This is a genomic window from Lacipirellula limnantheis (assembly GCF_007746075.1).
In the GTDB taxonomy this organism is placed as follows: domain Bacteria; phylum Planctomycetota; class Planctomycetia; order Pirellulales; family Lacipirellulaceae; genus Lacipirellula; species Lacipirellula limnantheis.
In genome coordinates, this window is sequence record NZ_CP036339.1 from 5796867 (window position 1) to 5816994 (window position 20128).

Below are 20128 nucleotides of genomic sequence, written 5' to 3' on the forward strand. Positions count from 1 at the left end.
CTTCTCGGAATTGAGCGTTTATTCTTTTAACCAAGGAGACACGGAGAGCACGTAGGAGGGGGACTAAAATTTTTCATTGCATTTCCCTCCGTGATCTCTGTCCCTCCGTGGTAAGTAACTTTCGACTTAGCAACCGAACAGGCATGCAGAGGCGGTTACTCGGTGGGCGGCATTTTCTCGATCCACTCGCGCACCAGGGCGACGGCGTCTTCGTTGACGAGGCGGCGGCCGACGTTGGGCATCATGATGCTCGGGTCTTCCGACTCGAGGCGGAAGAGCAGAATGGACTCGTCGGGTTTGCCGGGGATGACGTCGTACTTGCGGCCGCCGGAACCGTGGCCGGCCGCGACAGGCGCCTTCCAGACGCCGAGCTTGGCGAGATCGGCCTGGTCCCAGCTGAGGTCGAGGCCCGAGGTGCGGGCCGTGCCGACGGCGTTGTGACAGTGGGCGCAGTTGACGTCGAGCCAGGCGCGGGCGCGCTGGTCGGCAGGCGCCGAGTGGGGGTCGTCGAAGCGCGGGAAGGTGGGGATCTCGGCGGCGGCGGGCAAGCCGGCGAGCATGCCGGCGTGGGCGAGCGCGACGAGTTGATTGTCGGCGGCGGCCGGGGCGCTGGCGTCGCCGGACGGCGCGGGGCGATTCAGGTTGCGGGCCGTCGGGCCGATGGGGAGGAACTTCTTGTCCTGGGCGTGGCAGTTGAGGCACTGGTTGGCGTTGGGGATGACGTAATCGACGTGGCGCGACCGGCCGTCGGCCTGGATCCAGTCGACGTCGACTTCGCTGCCGCCGAGGGCGAGCTCGGCGTCGGTCTGCTCGTCGTTCCAGACGTAGGTGACGCCGTACCAACCATCTTCGTTGAAGAGCTCGATGCGCGTTTCGAGAATCTGCTCGCCCTTGCTCGGGTCGGCCGCGTCGTGGGGATAGGAAAAGGTTTTGGAGATGACCGTGCCGACAGGGAAAGCGAGCGGCCCCTCGGCGCGATAGTCGATCTGTTTGCCGGGGGGCAGCTTGATGAAGCGGCGCTTCTCGGCAAAGTCGCTGAACAGGGGCGTGTTGAGATCGTAGAGAACGACGCCGGCCGCGGGGCGATGCTCGGCGAGCGGGCCTTCGAAAAGGCCGAGCTCGGAGAGCTTTCGCGGCAGCGACCGGTAGACGCGGACGGCGGCGCTGGCGCTGGCCGTGGGGGGATCGTGAGGCGCGAGCGTCACTTCGGGCAGCGGTTCGATGCCGGCGCTTAAGAGCGCGGCGTCGACGTCGGGCTTGTAGGCGCCGGCTTGGATGTTTTCGGGAGTGAGTTGGGCGAGATTGAAGTTGACGTAGGAGGCGGCGCCATTGTCGGCGAGATAGATGGTGGGCTTGGCGTTACCCGCTGCGGCGGTGGCCGAGTTGACGACGCCGTCCCACATGATGTCGGGGAATTTGTCGCCGAGCGCGGCCTTGAGGGGTTCGGCCAGCGCGCCTTGCGGGTTCTGACCGCCGCCGGCGATGCGATTGCCGTGGACCGAGATGAACTCAGGAATCGCGTCGAAGTTGGGGTCGTTGATTTTGCGATCCATCGCCAGATAGCTGACGATGAGGACGCTGGCGGTTTGATTGTCTTCGATTTGATTGTCGAAGACCTCGACGCGGTCGGTCGCCATCACCATGACGCCCGTGCCCGAGGGAACGGCGGCGACGATGGCGCCGGGATCGGCGAAGTTGGGGTGGTTGTTGGCGACGACCTTGTTGCGGAAGACTCGGATGTCGCTGCCCGCTTTGAGCTGCAAACCCGGCATGTCGAAGACCATGAGCCCGCCGGCGTTGTTCGTGGCGACGTTGTCGAATACGTCGGCCCCGACGGTGTTTTCGATTTCGATGCCGGCGACGTTGCGCTCGGCGCGGCAACCGCGGACGATGACGCCGCGGCACTGGCCGACGTAGAGGCCGGCGTCGGAGGCCCCGATGGCGGTGCAGTTTTCGAGCAGCACGTTCTGGCACTGTACGGGATAGAGGCCGTAGGCGCCGTTGGCGGAGGTCGGTTCGCCGGTCCATTCAACCCGCACGTCGCGGATCGTGACGTTGCGAGCGCCGAGAACCTTCACGGCGTTGCCGGCGGTGTCTTCGACGGCGAGCCCTTCGAGCGTGAAGTTGTTGCCGGTGGCTTCGATCCCCTGGCCGCCGGCGGATTGGCCCTTGAACGCGAGGATGGTTTTTTCGGGTCCGCGGCCGCGGATGGTGATGTTGTGGGCGGCGACGTCGAGCTGCCGCTGGAGTTCGTAGCGGCCGGCTTCGAGCTGAATGACGTCGCCGGGAATGGCGTCGATGACGCGGGCCTGGAGGTCGAACTGGACGCGCGGGCCGGGCGGGATGACGTAGGTCTGGGGCTCAAAGGAGTCGCCCTCGGTGCGGGCGGCCGTGGTGGCCGACACTGGCGGCGCGGCGCGTTGGCAGCTGGCCAGTCCTGAGAGGCAAATGAGCAGCGCCAGACCAATCAGATGACGTCGCATGGATACAATCTCCCGACCCGGGAACGGGCGGCGGTTGGAATGAGGTAATGCGAAAAGTTTGCCGATCAGCCATAGCATAGCAGACGAGTCGATCTTCGCCGAACGATGCGTCGGCGACGACGCGCGCCGTGCGTTCGGCGGGCTGCGCTGTTAGACTGGCGGGCGGGCCGCTCGCACGTCGTGGCGTGGAGTCGGTCGCTTGTCGCCGAGCGCATTCGGTGTTCGCCTATTCCGCCCGCGAGCCCTGTCGCGATGCCAAATCTCCATTTGCTTCGCTGGATGAGTCGCAGCCGCCGGCCGGGCGGCGTGCGATCGGGCGCGCTGGAGCGCCTGCTGTGCGTGGCAATTGGTGGCGCGTTGGGCGCCGGCGTAGCGCTGGCGGCGGCGGTAGTCGCCGCCGGGGGGGATGCGGCGGAGGTTGGCGGGGCCGAGCGGGTCGACTACGCCCGAGACGTGAAGCCGATCTTTGCGGCCCGCTGCGTCGCCTGCCACGGTGCGCTGAAGCAAGAAGCGGGCTTGCGGCTCGATACGGGCGAGTTCGCGCGGCGCGGCGGCGACAGCGGCGCGGTGCTTGCTCCCGGGGACGCGGCCGGCAGTTTGCTGGTGGCGCGGGTGACGGCTGCCGACCTGGCCGAACGGATGCCGCCGGAGGGAGAAGCGCTCGCACCGGAGCAAACGGCGCTGCTGGCGGCGTGGATCGCCCAAGGAGCCGCCTCTCCCGCCGACGAACGGCCTGATACCGATCCGCGCGAGCATTGGGCCTTCCGACCGCTGGTGCGCCCGGCGACGCCGCACGTCGGCGACGGCGGATGGGGGCGGAATCCGATCGACGCCTTCGTCGCGGACTATCAACAACGTCACGGGCTGCGGCCGCAGGTCGAGGCGACGCGCGGCGAGCTGGTCCGCCGGCTCTACTTCGATCTGTTAGGTTTGCCGCCGACGCCGGCCGAACTGGCGAGCCTGGACGCCGATCAGTCGCCGGATTGGTACGAGCGTCTGGCGGATCGGCTGCTCGCTGATCCGCGCCATGGCCAGCGCTGGGCGCGACACTGGATGGACGTCTGGCGCTACAGCGACTGGTGGGGCCTGGGCGAACAGTTGCGCAACAGCCAGCCCCACATCTGGCACTGGCGCGATTGGATCGTGGAGTCGCTCAACGCCGATCTACCGTACGACGAAATGGTCCGGCTGATGCTCGCCGCGGACGAGTTGCATCCGAACGATCTCGACAAGCTCCGCGCGTCAGGATTTCTCGCGCGGAATTACGTGCTGTTCAACCGCACGCAGTGGATGGACGAGACTGTCGAGCACGTCGGCAAGGCGTTCTTGGGATTGACGTTCAATTGCGCGAAGTGCCACGACCATAAGTACGACCCGATTGCGCAGGTCGACTACTACCGGATGCGGGCGTTCTTCGAGCCGTATCATGTGCGGCTCGACGTCGTGCCGGGCGAGGCCGACCTCGGTCGCGACGGCATTCCGCGGGCGTTCGATGGCGCCGGCGATGCGCCGACGTATCTGTTCGTGCGCGGACAGGAAACTCAGCCCGACAAATCGCAGGCGATTCTCCCGGGAGTCCCAGAGCTATTGGCGTTTCGCGAGTTGAACGTGCAGCCCGTCTCGCTGCCGGTGGAGGCGTGGCAACCGGAGCGGCGGGCATGGGTGCGCGAGGCGTACCTGGCCGCCGCGGCGAAGCGGGTGGCGGCGGCGGAGGCGGACTTGGCCGCTGTGCTCTCCCGCGGGGCGACGACGGAGGTCGCCGCGGAAGAGGCGCTGGCCAACGCCCAACAGCGGGCCGCCGAACAAGCGCTGGTCGCCGCCGTCATGGAACGTCGGAGCGTCGAGACGCGCTGCCAGGCGATGGCAGCCGGCTGGGCGGCGGCTGATGATCAGACGCAAGCGGCGACTGCCGATACGCGGGCGCTGGCCGCCGCGGCCGTGGCGGCCGAACGGCAGGCCGCCGTCGCCCAGGCGAGCAGCCGCCTCGCCGACGTCGAGTTACGACTGCTACGCGCGGCGGCGGAGGCGAAGGCCCCGCTCGAGACCGAACTGAACACAGCGCGGCAGGCGCTGGAGGAAGCCAAGAAGCTGGCGGCCGCGCCTGCGGCGGAGGCGGATCGTTTCACGCCGCTCGTGGGAGCCAAGTGGACGCCGACTCGCTTCCTGAACTCGACGGCCGACGATCCCACGGTGACCGGCGCGCCGCAAAGCACGGGCCGGCGGCGGGCGCTGGCCGAGTGGATCACCGACCCGCAGAATCCGCTGACGGCGCGTGTCGCGGTAAATCATCTCTGGGCGCGGCATCTGGGGACGCCGCTGGTCGCGACGACGTTCGACTTCGGTCGCAAGGGCAATCCGCCGACTCATGTGGAACTGCTCGATTGGCTCGCCGCCGAACTGATCGAGAGCGGCTGGAGCATGAAGCATGTCCATAGACTGATCGTCAACTCGGCGACGTATCGCCTGTCGTCCTCGGTCGCCGCGCGCGAGACGAATCGTGCCAGCGATCCCGACAATGCGGGCTGGTGGCGGCGGACGCCGATCCGGCTGGAGTCGCAAGCAGTCCGCGATTCGATCCTGGCGCTCGCCGGCACGCTCGACCTGACGCCAGGAGGTCCCCCCGTGCCGCCTGCCGAACAAGCGGCGTCGCGGCGGCGCAGTCTGTACTTTTTCCACTCGAACAACGAGCGCCAGATGTTTCTGACGGCGTTCGACGAAGCGTCGGTCAGCGAGTGTTATCGCCGGGAAGAGAGCATCGTGCCGCAGCAAGCGCTCGCGCTGACCAACAGCGAGCTGGTTCTCGACTCGTCGAAGGTTATTGCTGAGCAGCTCGCGCAAGTGGAGGACGGCGGAGCGGTCAATGACGACGCCACGTTCGTGCGGCGAGCCTTCCGCACGTTGCTGGGAATTGACGCCAGCGACGCCGAGGTTGCCTTCAGCGTCCAGGCGCTCGCGGCGTGGCGCCAAATTCCCGAGCAGACCGAGCGATCGCCCCGGGCCAACTTGGTGTGGGTGCTGCTGAACCACAACGACTTCGTGACCCTGCGCTAACGCGTCGGGATAGGCCCTGGCCATGAGCAGCAACTTCTATCATGACGGCGGACCGTGCCAGGATCCTGCGGGCGCGCCGACGGCGCGTTCGCCGCTTGGCCAACTCGATTCACGACGGGCATGCCTGCTGAAAATGGGTCGCGGACTGGCGGGGCTGGCGCTGGGCGTGATGCTGCATCGCGACAGCAGTGCGAGCGAGCTTGCCTGGTCGCCGCCCAACGGCCTGCCCCACTTCCCGCCCAAGGCGAAGAACGTCATCTGGCTGTTCATGAACGGCGGGGTGAGCCACATGGAAAGCTTCGATCCGAAGCCGATGCTCACCAAATACGCCGGCAAGACGATCGCCGAGACGCCGTTCGCCGACACGCAGGATCCGAAGAAGCTGGCGATCGAGCGCCTCGTGGTGCCCGACGCCAACGGCAATCAGCGCAATACGCTCTATCCGCTGCAAGTCGGGTTTCGCCGGCATGGCGACAGCGGCATCGAAGTGAGCGACTGGTTCCCGCACATCGCGAGGAACGTCGATCGACTGGCCGTCGTCCGCTCGATGTGGACGACCGACAGCAACCATGGTGCGCAGACGCAATTTCACTCGGGACGCCACCGCAACGACGGCGACTTCCCCACATTGGGTGCCTGGGTCCACTATGGCCTGGGATCGCTCAACGACGATCTGCCGCAGTTCATCTCGCTCGGCACGCGGGAGTACTGGAACAAGCGCGACGGCTACTACCTGGGACCGGCTCACGATGCGGTGCCGCTGCGGATCGATCCGAGCAATCCGCTCGACTTTGGCCAGCCGCAACGGCCGCTGGCGGCGAGCGAGCAGGCGGTCGGCGTCGACCTATTGCGCGAGCTGAACGGCATGCGGGGGTCGCTCTACCCGCACGATCCGGCCCTGGCGGCGCGAATCGCCTCGTACGAGTTGGCGTTTCGCATGCAGCGTTCGATTCCCGCGGCCCTCGATTTCGCCCAGGAAACCGCCGCCACGAAGAAGCTGTACGGGCTCGACCTGCCGTACTGCCGTGAGTTCGGCGCCCAGCTTTTGGCGTCGCGGCGGCTGGTCGAGAAAGGCGTCCGATTCATCCAGATTCAACACGGGGGCGGGGGCGCCGGCGCCTGGGACGCCCACAGCGGCTTGAAGGCGAATCACCAGGGCCTGGCGCTGGCGGTCGATCAGCCGATCGGAGCGCTGCTGGAGGATTTGGATCAGCGGGGAATGCTCGAGGAAACGCTGGTGGTGTTCGCCACTGAATTCGGCCGGACGCCCGGGTCGCAAGGCGCCGACGGTCGCGATCATCACATTTTCGGGTTCACAGTGTGGATGGCCGGCGGCGGGCTCAAACGGGGCGTCGTCCACGGGGCGACCGACGAGATTGGATTTCATGCTGTCGAGCACCGGCATTACGTGACCGATATCCACGCCACGATTCTACGGCAGCTAGGCCTCGATTCGCGGCGGCTGGAAGTGCCGGGTCGCAAGCGTCTGGAGATCGACCATGGCGTTCCGATTGCCGAGATTATTTCGTAGCGTGTGGCCTCCTCGAAGCTGCCATGCCGAAGCATCTAACCGCCAAGGACGCCAAGGCTCGCCAAGAGGAGCGACGTCAACCCCGTCTTCCTTAGCGCCTTCGCGCCTTTGCGAGAGACAAATTCGTAGAAGTCTCACGCAAAGGCGCGAAGGCGCAAAAAGAGATCAATAATACAACAAGAAATTGATCTGCGTCGTGCTAGTCATGTCGTCCTGGCAAGCCTCTCCCCGGTGTGCCTTGGCGCCATTGGCGGTTCAATTGAAGCGAGCCGGTGATTAGCTACGCGATTTCACCTAGTTGCCAGCCGTCTCGGTAGGCGCGATGGATCAGCGGGTCGGCTTCGGGGGCGTTGGTGCAGCGCAGCGCGTCGGCGTCCCACTCCAGCTTTTTGCCGAGGCGGAACGCGAGGTTGCCGAGGTGGTTCGCTTCGGTGAGGCAGCCGGCATACTCGAAGTTGCAGGTGGTCGGATCGCCCGTTTTGCAGGCGTGGATCCACTCGGCCCAGTGTCCCTTCGACGGCGGAATAAAGGGCGCCGGCCGCTGGAAATTGGCGAACTCCTGCTGGGGCAGCAGCATGTGGCGGCCGTAGTCGGAGAGCAGCATGCCGCGATCGCCGATGAACAATACCCCGTCGTTCCAAGCGGGAATGCCCCACTGGAGAATCTCCGGCCGCTCGACCCCTTGGTACCAGGTGAGCGTGAGTCCAGGTTGCCCCTGGCGGGGTCCGTACTCGTACGTCACCTGCATCGAGGCGGGCGCGAGCTCCGCATGGGGCTCGGGCCCCTTGGCCTCGATCGTCAGCGGGTGCTTCAGGTCGAGGGCCCAGAACGGCAAGTCGATCCAGTGGCTTCCCAAATCGGACATCGTGCCGTTGCCGAAATCCCACCAGCGGTACCACTTGGGCCCGGGCAAATAGACGTTGTTGAAAGGACGCTCGGGCGCGGGGCCGAGCCACAGATCCCAATCGACCTCGGCCGGAATCGGATCGACCGCCGTTGGACGCTCCTGCACATCGACGATGTCGCCGTGGAGTTTGGCCTCCGCGGGCGTCTGGCGGCCCCACGCGCGGGAGACCCAGACGTGGACTTCGCGCACCGGGCCGATCGCATCCGACTGGATGAGCTCGACAACGCGGCGGTAGTTGTCGTCGGCGTGGATCTGGGTCCCCATCTGCGTGGCGACGCGAGCCTTGCGAGCTGCTTCGCGAATGACGCGGGCTTCCCAGATGCCGTGGGTGAGGGGCTTTTCGCAGTAGACGTGCTTGCCAAGCTGCAGCGCGGGGAGGGTGGCGAAGGCGTGCGTGTGCTCGGCCGTGCTGACGACGACGGCGTCGAAGAGATCGGGCTCGTCGTACAAGCGGCGGAAATCGCGGAACTGCTTCGCCTGCGGGTGGAGCTTGGCGGCTTGGTCGAGGCTGGCCCGGTTCACGTCGCAGAGGGCCACGATATTCTCGCCGGCAACCTCGCCCATGTTCGCGGCGCCGCGTCCGCCGCAACCGATGATGGCGATGTTGAGCTTGCCATTGGCGCTGGCCGCACGCAAGAACGCCGGGGCCGCGAAGGCCGCCATGCCGCCGGCGGCGCCAACGCCAAGAAACTTGCGGCGGGAGAGAGATCCAGACGAGAGATTCTTGACGGCAGACATCTTGCGGCCTCTCGGTAGCGAGTCGGCTTTGCACAAGCCATCTGCGGGAGGCGTCTCCGACGCCGATATCGTTTACCACCACGAGCCGCGGTGGTCGCTCAACGCAGCATCGGGGTCAGAGACCCCTCCCACAGTTTCTTCGTGTGCAAAGCCGATGTGAGTTGGAAAAGTGATCGACAAACAGATTCAGCTCGGCAACCAGCTGGCAGCCATGACTCGATCCAGGGCACTAGGAATCTAACCGCCAAGGTTCGCCAAGGAAACATGGGTAGGATTTGAAGGACGACGAGCACGACGGAAGATCAGAGAAGAAAGTGAGAAAACGAATTTTCGCTAATCGGCGCTAATAAATCTCCATTAGTGAAGATTAGCGCTGATTAGCGTTCCCAAAGTCCCCCGCATTTCCTCGGCGAACCTTGGCGTCCTTGGCGGTTAATCTTTGCCCTTTCAGTCTCCTGACTACTCAATTACAGCCGCTTTCACTTCCTGCCGCTCGTCTTCCGCGGCGACGACGTCGCAGAAGCCGATCATCATCTCGTCCCAACTTTGTTCGCCCCAATGAACCGTGGCGTCCGGGTCGGGATTCGATGGATTGCCCTTGGAGTTGTCGTACGCCGCAGTGCATACGACCTCGGTCCCTTTCGGCAGGAACTTCGGTTTGGCGAGCTCGTAGCTCAGCTGCCAGTTGAAGTCGTACTTCGGGACGTCGAGTAGCACCTCGCGTTTGCCGTCGGCGTAGACCGCCTCATACCGGAAGGCTTTGCCCCGGAGGTGCATGTGGGGCATCATCCGCAGGATGAACAGGTCCTTTGGCGCTTTGACTTGCGCCACCACTTCGTAATTGTCGGATCCCGGCGGAATCTCGAAGCGGGGATTCACGATGGCCACCCCCTCAACCAGGCTTTTCACTTGGTCCGCCTCGGTGAACGTCACGCCGATGTAGCTGAGGTCGGACTGGGCGACGCCGTTGGGCGTGTAGTGGAGCTCGAACAGCAGCTTGGAACCTGCCTTGATAAGCATCGCGCGGCCGTCGCCGAACACGGCCGGCGGACTGCCGGGGGCGTAGCCGACCAACATCTGACGGCGTTCGTGATCCTTGCGCGGGTCGGAGCCCGGCGGCAGGACGTAAGCGATGATGTGATGCACTACCGCGCGATTGTCGGGCCGCGCCTCGGCCGCGACGACGTACTTGTCCTCGTCCCAACCGGGATCGACAACGTAGTACTGATAGTCGACGACCCCCTCGGCCGGCACGTCGAACGGCTTGTCGTTCATGCGGATGACCTGATCGGGGTCGCGGTAGCGCCACCCTTCGGCGAATTCGCGTGGAGCGGGCAGGTCGGCCGGGTCGCCCTCGGGGCTGCCGTTCTCAACCCAGGTGCGGATGAGCGTCTTCTCCTCGTCGGAGAGGCGGGCGTCGTTCTTGAACTCCCCGTGCGCGGGATTGGCTAGCCATGGCGGCATGCGATTCTCGGCGATCACTTCCAGAATCGTCGGCTCCCAACCGAGCGCGTCGTCGTAGGTCAGCAGCGGGAAGGGAGCGATTTCGCCCGGGCGGTGGCACTCGGCGCACCGGGACTGAAAGATCGGGGCGATGTGCTTCGAGTAGGTGATCTCGCCCGTGGGCTTGGCGGCCGACATGCGGCCGATCTGGCAGCCGACGGCGGCCGTTTGTGCGAGGCTGACCGGCTTGTCGGCCAGCAGACTAGTGACCGCGTCGGCCAGGTAGCGGGCGGTCGGTTGTTTGCGCTGGATGCCGATGCCGTATTGGTCGTCGATGGCGCCGGCGTAGCGGATGGTGCGGGACTGATCGAGGACAAAGACCTGCGGCGTCCGCTCGGCGCCGAACAGATCGGCGACTTTGTTGCCGGGATCTTTCAGCAGCGGGAAGGTGACCTGCTGCGCCTCGGCGTAATCGGCCAGCTCGGTGACGCTGTCCTGCCGGTTCGAGTCGATGCCGATGAACCGCACCGACTGATCGGCGAATTCTTTCTGGAGCTGTTCGAGCCGACCGGCGTAGAGCTTGGCCAGGGGGCACTCGACCCCCAGAAACGCGACGACGACGACGTTGGCCTCGTCGGCGTTGGGCAGCGAGTGCTCCTGGCCGCGGTAGTCGCGGAGGGTGAAGCCTTCGATTTTGCGGGGGGCGGAGTCGGCGGTCGCCGCCGCCGCTGATGCGACGACCGGCAGAGTCGCCGCCAAGGCCGCCAGCGCCGCGGCCAGGAGATTCTTTCTGAACGGCAGGATCTTCATCGAGTGACACCCCATAGCGAAGCAAGATAACGCCTGCGCAGTTGGCCGCGGCACTGCAGTATAGTGGCGACGCGCGGCACGGGCCAAACCCAAAGCTGCACGAAACTCTTGGCCGGCGGCGCTCTTGGAAGCCAGGCGGGCAAGCGGCTTACGCTTTTGTCATTCGACGGTCGCGGCCGGGGATTGGCGCCGGATCGCCGCGCAAACAGTTTCTGGAAAAGCCGCCGTAAAACGTACTCAGCCAGACGCATAGCATCACTTTTCCGCGGGGGGCTGGCCGCGAAGATTTGGAGTGTATAATTCTGCTCCGCGGTAGTCACCGCGTTGCGTAAGGGGTGGCGACATCGCATAATCCATCATGGAGCTTTGTTCGCCTCGCCCGCGGGTCGCAACTGCTCCCCGCTTCTCTGTCGATTCTCAATTTTTAGCCGATCTTTCTGATCTGGAGGTCATCGTGCCTTTGTTCCCTGGGAAGCGTCGTCGTGCGGTGGGATTCACGCTCGTCGAGCTACTGGTGGTGATTGCCATCATTGGCGTGTTGGTGGCTCTGTTGTTGCCCGCCGTGCAGGCGGCGCGCGAAGCGGCCCGGCGGACGCAGTGCAAAAACCAGGTGAAGCAGATGATGCTTTCGATGCACAACCACGAGTCGGCCAAGAAGGCCTTCCCCAGTGGCGGCGTGGGACCCTGGCCCGACGTGGCGAAGTACATGAACGGCCCAGGCGGCACGCCGTTTGGCCCCGACAAGCAGGGCGTGAGCTGGGCCTTCCAGATCCTGCCGTACGTCGAAGGCCAGGCAGTCTATAACATCAAAACGACGGCCCAGCTGGAATCGACAATTGTGCCGATGTATTCGTGCCCGTCGCGGCGGCCGCCGACGAAGAACCCGGTGACCAACACGTTCTTGATGGACTACGCGGCCGCCGTTCCGGCGCGTACCAGAAATCAACGTACTTCGGCCGCCGACTGGATGGCCCCGAATGTCGTGTGGGGCATTCGAGGCTGCCAGCTTGCCGGCGATGGCGAGTTTTGGGGGAATACCAGCGGAAGTTACCGTTTCGAATCCGATATGCAGAACGTGAACACTTCGAATACAAGCTACGTCGGTTACATGGGGGTCATCGTGCGCAGCGATTTCTGCGCCAGCTGCCCTGTGGGTAAACAAAAGCTCGGTTTCTATTCCAAGATTGGCTTCGAGGATATCACCGACGGGTCGAGCAATACGCTCGTGATCGGCGAAAAGCGGCTCCAGCCGAGCCTCTACGAAATCGGCGATTGGCACGACGACAAGGGCTGGGCCGACGGCTGGGACCCCGACACGTTGCGTAGCACCCACTGCCCCCCCGCGGCGGACAGAGACCTGCCCGGCGGCCAACCGCTGTCGAGCGCCCTGGCCTACTCGTTCGGCGGGGCGCATACCGAGATGTTCAACGCCGGGTTTGCGGATGCCTCGGTGCGATCGGTCCGCTACGATGTCGACGTGGAATTGCTAAACAAGCTCGGCCAGCGCGCCGACGGCGAAGACATCGACATGGGAGCTTTCTAGTGACGCTGAGACATGTAGCGACGTTGTGCTTGGCGCTGGCCGTCAGCGCGGCGGCTGGGTGCGGCGGCAGCGACTCTGAGGTTCGCAAGCAAGGCTTCTCGCATGTGCGACTGCTGACGTCGCTCCACACGCGAGTGACTTCCTCGCTTGGCCGTTATCCAAAGGATGAAGCGGAGTTCAAAGCCGCCCTGGTCCAGGACAACGTTTCGCCCGAGGCGCTCAAGGTGAACAGCATCGACGACCTGTTCATCTCGGAGCGCGACGGCCAGCCGCTGGTCGTGGTCTACGGCCAACCGCCGGCCGGGTCGGATCTGGTGGTCTACGAGCAGACCGGCGTGAACGGGATGCGGCAAGTAGGTCACCGCATCGGGGTGATCGAGGAAGTCGACGCGGCGAAGTTCGCGGAGATCGCGCCGAAAACCGCGGCGAAGTAAACGCTTCCGCCGCGGTTCCGCCGCCGCATGCCTTGGGGATCTGCCTGGAGGGCCATCGATGTCGACGAGTCGACTGCTCAACGTCTTGATTTTGCTGCTGGCCACGGCCGCAGGCTGCGGCGGGAAACCGTCGGTGTCGGGTCCGCAGAACGCCGAGGAATTCAAATCCCTGACGACGCTTTATTATGCGATCGCGCGGAACGGCGAGCGGCCCAAGGACGCGGCTGATTTCAAGCAGCGAATTCAGGGGCCGCTAGCGCCGATGGCCGAGAAGCTAAAGGTGATCGACGCCGAAGGGCTGTTCACCTCGAAGCGGGACGGCAAGCCGCTGGTGATCGTCTACGGCGCCCCGCCCGCCTCCGCCGGTCCGCAAGAAGTCGTCATCCACGAGCAGGACGGCGTCGACGGCAAGCGGCTGGTGGGCTTTGCGACGGGGAACGTCGAAGAGGTCGATCAGGCCCGCTTCGACCAGCTGACGCCGAAGAAATAGGGCCTTTTAGGGGCCGTTTGGCTCTACTTTGGCGGCCGGCCGCGGCGGCTCGCCAGGCGCCGGCGCTCGTCGCGCGAACCGGTTTTTCGCGAAAAAAATTGACGGGGACGAACGGCTCCGTTAATCTGCGGAATAGGCGGTGTTTCGCTGCAATCTTTGCAGGCCAGTCAACCGTTTTTGCTCTTCTCCCGATTCACGTTGGGTATGGGCGCCATCGGGGCGCCGCGACTGGTCTACATCCTCCCGGGCGATACTCCCTGCGACGTTCGCGTCACCTTGGCGGGCGACGCCGCGTCCTGCGTTCCTTCAACTTTGAGTCGATTGACAGAGGAGATGTCCATGCTGGTCGTGAAACGTCGGTGGTGGCAGGTAGCGGCTCTGGGTTTTTTGGGGATCGCCCCGCAGACGGCTTCGGCCGCCGGGTGGATGGACGATTTTAATGACGGGAGCATTACGGATAATAATCCGGTGCCGTGGATTACCGATCTAGGCGGCAGCGGGCTATTCCCGGGCGCCTACGACGCATCGAGCGGCGATCTATTACTGGACCCGTCGGACGATTCGCCGACCCAACAATCGTCGGCATTCGTGCCGATCGCCCTGGGCGACACCTACATCCGGACGCAGGGCAAGGTATTCCCAGATCCAAACGACCCGCTCAACGACGGCGGCAACCTCGTCGTCACGGCGCGGGTCAACCCGGAAACGTTGCAGGGTTACCTGATGTACTTCGACGTCGGCGGGAACCTCAACATTCAGGTGCTGGACGGCGGAGCGACGTTTGACATCGGCACGACCTTCGACGCACCATTCAACGCCAGCTCGGAAGTGGTGATCGAGCTGAACGTCGTTGGCGACCAGCTCAGCGGGTACGTCTGGCTCGCCGACGACCCGGCAGGCAAGCCGCTGGAACCGCAGGTGTCGGCTACCGACACTACCTTCTCCGGCCCAGGCCTGGCCGGTCTGGCCTTCGCGGAGGATGAATTCGGCACCTCGGGCATCTATCGCTACGTCGCGGCGCAGGACACGCCGTTTATCGATTCCAATCCCTCGAACGGCGACTTTGACGGCGACAACGACGTTGATGGGGCCGACTTCTTGATTTGGCAACGGGGCTTCGGCTCGACCGGCCAGCCCGATGCGACGACCGGCGACGCCGACGATGACGGCGACGTCGACGCCGACGACCTCGCGCTGTGGACGAGCCATTTCGGCGGCGCCCCGGCCGTGGCGGCCATCGGCGCCGTGCCGGAACCGGCATCGCTCGCTCTGCTCGCCGGCGGAGCGCTGGCGATCGGCGGGATGCGGCTCCGCCGCCGTCGCAATCGGTAAGCGGCCACGATCACGTGGCAGACGCCCTGCTAGGCGCCGCGGCAAGTGCCGCTGCCAGGCACCAGTGACGTTACTAGAAGCCCCTGGACGCATGTCGGCCGGGGGCTTCTGGCGTCATGGGGCGCAAGCAATCCCCGACAGTGATCAGCGACGCCCTTCTCGGCCGCTGCGGGAGCGTCGATCGTCCCGGCCACGGGTGCATGTCGTCGCAAGCCGATCGTTGTCGCCGGCACTGCCGATCGACTGTCGGAAAGAGGGGCAGGAGCGCGTTTCCGTTGGCTGCAGCGTCATTCTGAACGCAGCGAAGAATCTGGCCTCTCGATGGGCGCTAGATCCTTCGCTGCGCTCAGGATGACAGCGCTGCGTTCAGGATGACAAACGCCACGCTTAACTGGAGCTCGCGCTAGCTAGCTGCCGGAGTGACGCTACAGCGCGAGGCCATGCAAGAATGACGGCACAGCTACTCGAAGATCGCGATCGCTGCCGTCTGCAGCTGCCGGTGGACGTCGCCGCCCCTGGCCCGACGTTGCGGCAGGTCCGCAACTCGCTGGCCATCGGCATGAAGAAAGAAGAAATAGGACGGACCGCGCCCCGCGACGGGACGCAAGGCGCGGTCCGCACAGCGGCGAATTGAAAAGCGAATATTGGTGCCCCCCAACCTTCGCCCTTGTTCGCCAGTACAGCACGTTCAAACGACTACTGCATCGTCACTAGCCAGCCCGGCGACGGCGCAAGAGCCCGATGCCGGCAAGCGCACTTGCCGCCAGGGCCAAGGAAGCTGGCTCCGGCACGGCGCCGACCGTCGGCGCGCCCAGGAACGTGATCGTTCCGTGCGGCCGCAAGGCGAACGATTGGGACGAAGTCCAGTTCCAAATTGGCAGGAAGTTCCCCTGGTCGCCTTGCCCGTTGATGCGCGACATGTTGAAGAACCACTGGTCGCCAGCGTCGACGCCACTGGTGGCGTTCAGGCCGGTGATGTACTGCGTATTGGTGCCGTAGGCCGTCTTCCATTGGTCGAGATCGGCCGCATCGACGTTGCCGTCGAGGTTGGCGTCGCCGGTCGTCTTGTCGGTCTGGCCGGTGAGGCCCTTGCCTCGCTGCCAGATCAGGAAGTCCGAACCGTTAACCAAGCCATCGCTGTCGAAGTCAGCGGCGTCGGTGGTTCCCGGAAGCACGGCGTCGGCATTGAAGTTAGCGAACGGGAAGACGATTTCGGCGACGCCGCCCGTGGCGGTATTGCGCTGCGAAACGACGATGTTCTGCATTGCAGCGCCCGCGACCTGCGATCCGCCGCGATTCCAGTTGGCCTGATCGCCGAAGGGGGTGTTCGCATGGGCTTCGGTGAAGAAGCCAACGCCCTGGCGGTTGGCATCGGTGGAGGTCAGCGAACCGTTGTCGGGATCGCTAAACTGGTTGAAGGCAAACTGATAGCCGTCAACGTTGTCTTCGGGGTTATCGACGAAATTCGGCCCGCCGTCGGTGTTCGGGTCCAAGTAGAGGTTGAGATTGTCTGCACCGAAAGAGATGCCCGGATTTGGGTCGCCGACCTTGTCGGCCGGGTCGGAGTAGATGTTGAAGTTGGTCTCGTACAGGACGTACAGATTGTTGGCGTCCCACATCATGCGGAAGCGATTGTTTTCCGTGTCGAGCTCGCCTTCCGCCTCGCGCAGAACTCCCCACGAACCCGACGCCGTGGCGGCATTGTTCCACTCGCCCGGCGAGACGACGCCGTCAATGGTGGGCGCAACATTGGTTTGGTTGACGTTGTAGTTACGCACGGTTTGGGCGACTGCCGGCGACGCGCCGGCGCCGACGATCGCCATTGCCGCCAGCGCTCCGTGGGCCGCCAGGGCCCGAGACAAAAAACTGCCATGATGCGACATACTTAGGTTCCCCACAGTGAAAGTGAATACTTGGCTCGTACTTCTCCGCTACACAATTTCTCGACGATGACTCCTCGATGATTCCTCGGCGATTCCTCGACGACGACTCCTCGACGATGATCCTCTGACGCGGCGGCGCCCTCGGCTGGCTAGGAAGTTCCCGACGACGGCGGCAAAACCACTCATCTCGCGCTGCTCATATGGTGCCTCAGACCCCCCCAAGGCCTGAAAATGACGTGATTCGCAAGAGTTGCCAGCGGTAAATTCGCATCTGCGAACGTCGCTCGACGATTCGTCAAGCGCATCGCCACACAATTCCGCACTCACGAACAACCCGAGAACCACTTGTGCCCAAACTAGGTCACTGCGAACACCGCAGCGCAGCGCGCGATCACGCCGTTCAACCGCCGACCCAAAGGCTTTGGTTCAGCGACGCCGGGAACATCCATGAACAACTTGCAGGCGCATCAATGCTTCCGCGCCGCAAAGCGACGCGGCGGATGTGACGGAGCATTACACTCCGCTGTGAAAAGGTGCTGGAGACGACCGAAATTGCCACTTCTCTGATGCCTTCGTCCGCCACGCGAGCCGTAGATTACTGCGATCTGCATAGAATTTCAACCTTTCGCGCGAAGAATTCTCGTTATATTTGCTATGATCAACCGCCTCGTCTCTCGATCGCGTGCAAGCATGCGGCGATCGCCCAACTATTTGAACCGCCGAGGTTGCAACGATGGGACTTGATTCGCGAATATCAGGCCGCTGGTTGCAGTCGCTTGCCCTTGGCGTCGCCTGCGTCTGGTCCGCTGTGCCGGCAAGGGGCATCACGGTCGAGGCCCCGGGGCTGAATCCGGCCTTGTTGCGGGTGACGACCTTCGCCGACGGCTTGAACTACCCCGTCGGAATGGCGGCCCTCGACGACGGTTCGATCCTGACAGCGGTGACGAACGGGCAGAACTACTTCGGCAGCACCTCGGGGGCGGTGCTGCGCCTGGCCGATACAGATGGCGACGGCGTCGCGGACGTGCGCCAAACGTTGGTCGCGAACGTGCCGGGGGGAAAGATTTCGGCACTGCGCCGCGCAGGGAGTCTGGTCGCCGTGACCGGACAGGGGGCTGGAACGCCGATCTCGCTCTATCGCCTAGGAGCCGCCCCGGCGGACCCGCTCACCTATTTGGGGGGAATCACGCTGAACTACCCCACTGGCGGGTGGCTTCACCCCCACTCGGCACTGGCCATACGGCAACGCCCGGACGATGCGAATCGCTACGAGTTGTACTTCCAACTCGGCTCGGACACGAACTTTGCCGTGACGACGCGGACGGTGACGCTCTCGGGAAGCTTCGGCGCGGCGGGGACGCTAGTTGGCGATGCGGTCCATCGGATCGAACTCGTCGACGGGCCCGGCGGCCTTTCGGCGGGTTCCCCCGTGAAGATCGCCGCCGGCTTGCGCAACGCGACGGGGATGGCGTTTCATCCGCTGACGGGCGACCTTTACCTGGGAGACAACGGGATCGACGGGGTGGTCGACCCCAACGAACCGACCAGTGCCGATGAGATTAACGTCGTTCCGGCCGCCAGCTTGGGAACGACGGCGCCGAACTTTGGCTTCCCGACGGCATACGAGCAGTATCGCACCGGGACGCCGATCGGCTCCGTCGGGGTTCGACCGATCGCCGCCTTCCAGCCGATTCCCGCGCCCAATGGCTCCGAGGCCGAAGGCGTCAACGAGATCGCCTTCGCCCCCCCGATGTTTCCAGCCCCGCTGAACAACGGGCTGTTCGCCGGATTTCACGGGAAGTTCAATGCCGCCGGCCTCGTCAATGAGGAGAATCCGCTGGGCTTCGTCAATCTCGGCGACAACTCCATCCTGCAGGTCGTTTCCAACGCGGACCCGACCGTGGGTCATCTTGACGGCTTGCTGTCGACGACCGACACGCTGTTCGTGGCCGATATCTCCTCGCAGGGAGCCTTCTCGACGCCAGCGTTCAACAGCGGCAAGATTTATTCGATCAAATCGCTGATCGCCACGGGGGATTACGACCGCGACGGCGACGTCGACGGGGGCGACTTCCTGCGGTGGCAGCGCGAGGCGGGTGCCGCGACGGCGCCCTTTGCCGGGGCCGACGGCGACGGCAATGGGCTGGTCGACGCCGCCGATCTCGCTCTCTGGAAGACGGCGTTCATCGCGGCTGGGGGCGGCTCGCCGCCGTCGACGACGATTCCCGAGCCGGCCGCCTGGCACATCGTCGTCGCGGGCGGATGCTGGGGGGCGTTGGGCCTCATGCGGAGGCGCGCTCGGCGCGTCGTGCCGGCTGCTTAACGCGGTCAGCGGGCGTAGCTGAGCTCGGTCGCCGTCAGTTGCAGGTCGTCTGGCAGCGACCGCCGCGGCGCAATCTGCAACTTCTGCAGTTCGCCATGGTAGGCGCGAACCGCTTCCGCGGCCGACAGCTCGCCGTCGGCAACGTTCCGCAGCGTGGCAACGAACGATAATGGGTTCTCAGCATCCTTAATCTTGCGACCAAAGAGCGCGACGCGGGCGCCATGTTTTTTCGCCTCGGCCAACAGCGTGAAGGCATCGAAGCTCGTTCCGCTGCTGCCGCCGAGGACGCCGACGATCATGCTCGGATCGTAGGCAACCAGCTCCTCCAGCGATTCGGGGCCGAAGAACGGAATCTTGAGGAACTCGGGCCGGCCGCTGAGCGGCACGCCGGCGAGCATCCGGCAAATGTGGTCGTTGACGAACGCCCCGACCTGGTCGGCCGGGACAACGCCGTCGATGTTGGGGGCGAAGACCTCCAGAAAGTAGTGGAAGCCGCACTGCTCGGCGTCGGCGCGGAAGGCGCGGAAGGCTTCGAGCGTGGCGTAGTCGCTGTCGAACGAGTTGTTGAACGTCGCGGAGTAGAGGCCGAGGTTCACCTTCGGCTCGCCGTCGCCGGCGGCCATTAGGCTGCCGAATTGAGCCTCTTCGAGATAGCAACTGGCGAAGGGATGCGACGGCGTGGCGCGATAATTGCCGCCGCGCGGAATCCAGACGTCGGTGGCGTCGTTCGCTCGAATCGCCGGGGTGACGTCGCTGGCGTCGAACAGCCCCTCGCGGTGAGCGAGCTCGTCCATCGTCGAGACCGAGGCAAGCATAATGTCGACGGCGCCCTGGCGCACGATCTCGCGAATCTGCTCGCGGAACTCGGGCATCGAGCGATAGCGCGGGCCGCCTTGCTTCGCCGGATAGGGCTCGCCGGGGCTGGCGACGCCCCAGGCCATGTCGGCGTCTTTGGCGTCGGCCAGGATAAAATGGCCGCAGTCGAGGTTCTTACGGAGGGCGGCGAGCTTTTCAACGAGACGCGGCTTCATGAGGGGCGAGGCGGGAAGTTGAGCTTCCCAGCGCGACGGTGGTGAGCACGGGAGTGGACGCGAGGGGTTGATGATACCGGTCGGCGCTGCGGGCGACCACCGGCGCGAGCGCTCTTGGACCGACGTGGG

General features: G+C 64.7%; 13 protein-coding genes. 8 read left to right on the forward strand and 5 right to left on the reverse strand.

Annotation, left to right across the window (positions count from 1 at the left end; all coding sequences use genetic code 11):
* Positions 1-155 precede the first annotated feature (155 nt).
* Complete coding sequence (locus I41_RS22585) at positions 156-2483, reverse strand: parallel beta-helix domain-containing protein (protein WP_145435203.1); 2328 nt, start codon at positions 2481-2483, stop codon at positions 156-158.
* 279 nt (positions 2484-2762) lie between these two features.
* Here I41_RS22585 and I41_RS22590 point away from each other — a divergent pair, with 279 nt between their 5' ends.
* Together I41_RS22590 and I41_RS22595 are read left to right on the forward strand one after the other, a co-directional pair.
* Positions 2763-5534 carry a PSD1 and planctomycete cytochrome C domain-containing protein gene (locus tag I41_RS22590; RefSeq protein ID WP_145435204.1) on the forward strand — a complete coding sequence of 924 codons (2772 nt, stop codon included), beginning with the start codon at positions 2763-2765 and terminating at the stop codon, positions 5532-5534.
* Positions 5535-5556: 22 nt separating this feature from the next.
* Positions 5557-7065, forward strand: coding sequence for a DUF1501 domain-containing protein (locus I41_RS22595; protein WP_246133730.1), 1509 nt, complete (start codon positions 5557-5559; stop codon positions 7063-7065).
* Positions 7066-7345: 280 nt separating this feature from the next.
* Here I41_RS22595 and I41_RS22600 read toward each other — a convergent pair whose 3' ends face one another.
* Positions 7346-8710: a Gfo/Idh/MocA family protein gene (locus I41_RS22600; RefSeq protein WP_145435205.1), complete on the reverse strand. Its 1365-nt coding sequence runs from the start codon at positions 8708-8710 to the stop codon at positions 7346-7348.
* Positions 8711-9169: 459 nt separating this feature from the next.
* Positions 9170-10963, reverse strand: coding sequence for a redoxin domain-containing protein (locus tag I41_RS22605; protein WP_145435206.1), 1794 nt, complete (start codon positions 10961-10963; stop codon positions 9170-9172).
* Between the two features lie 454 nt (positions 10964-11417).
* Between I41_RS22605 and I41_RS22610 the strand changes: the two genes are divergently transcribed.
* From I41_RS22610 to I41_RS22630, 5 genes are all read left to right on the forward strand, one after another.
* Positions 11418-12506: a DUF1559 domain-containing protein gene (locus tag I41_RS22610; protein WP_168207096.1), complete on the forward strand. Its 1089-nt coding sequence runs from the start codon at positions 11418-11420 to the stop codon at positions 12504-12506.
* Entirely contained in the window at positions 12506-12940 is a 435-nt protein-coding gene (locus I41_RS22615) for a hypothetical protein (protein WP_145435208.1), read from the forward strand. Before I41_RS22610 ends, I41_RS22615 begins: the two co-directional genes overlap by 1 nt.
* Before the next feature lie 58 nt (positions 12941-12998).
* A complete protein-coding gene (locus tag I41_RS22620) occupies positions 12999-13430 on the forward strand; it encodes a hypothetical protein (protein ID WP_145435209.1) in 432 nt (143 codons plus the stop codon).
* 339 nt (positions 13431-13769) lie between these two features.
* Positions 13770-14762: a PEP-CTERM sorting domain-containing protein gene (locus tag I41_RS22625; protein WP_168207097.1), complete on the forward strand. Its 993-nt coding sequence runs from the start codon at positions 13770-13772 to the stop codon at positions 14760-14762.
* Between the two features lie 448 nt (positions 14763-15210).
* Positions 15211-15396 (forward strand): hypothetical protein, encoded by a 186-nt coding sequence (locus I41_RS22630; RefSeq protein ID WP_145435211.1) that lies wholly within the window; start codon positions 15211-15213, stop codon positions 15394-15396.
* A 76-nt stretch (positions 15397-15472) separates the two neighbouring features.
* Here I41_RS22630 and I41_RS22635 read toward each other — a convergent pair whose 3' ends face one another.
* Positions 15473-16645 carry a sugar-binding protein gene (locus I41_RS22635; protein ID WP_145436467.1) on the reverse strand — a complete coding sequence of 391 codons (1173 nt, stop codon included), beginning with the start codon at positions 16643-16645 and terminating at the stop codon, positions 15473-15475.
* Between the two features lie 733 nt (positions 16646-17378).
* On the opposite strand from I41_RS22635, the gene I41_RS22640 reads away from it, so the two are divergent.
* Entirely contained in the window at positions 17379-18968 is a 1590-nt protein-coding gene (locus tag I41_RS22640) for a PQQ-dependent sugar dehydrogenase (protein WP_145435212.1), read from the forward strand.
* Between the two features lie 5 nt (positions 18969-18973).
* Here the strand turns inward: I41_RS22640 and I41_RS22645 are convergent, their stop codons facing one another.
* Complete coding sequence (locus tag I41_RS22645) at positions 18974-19999, reverse strand: hypothetical protein (protein ID WP_145435213.1); 1026 nt, start codon at positions 19997-19999, stop codon at positions 18974-18976.
* Positions 20000-20128 lie beyond the last annotated feature (129 nt).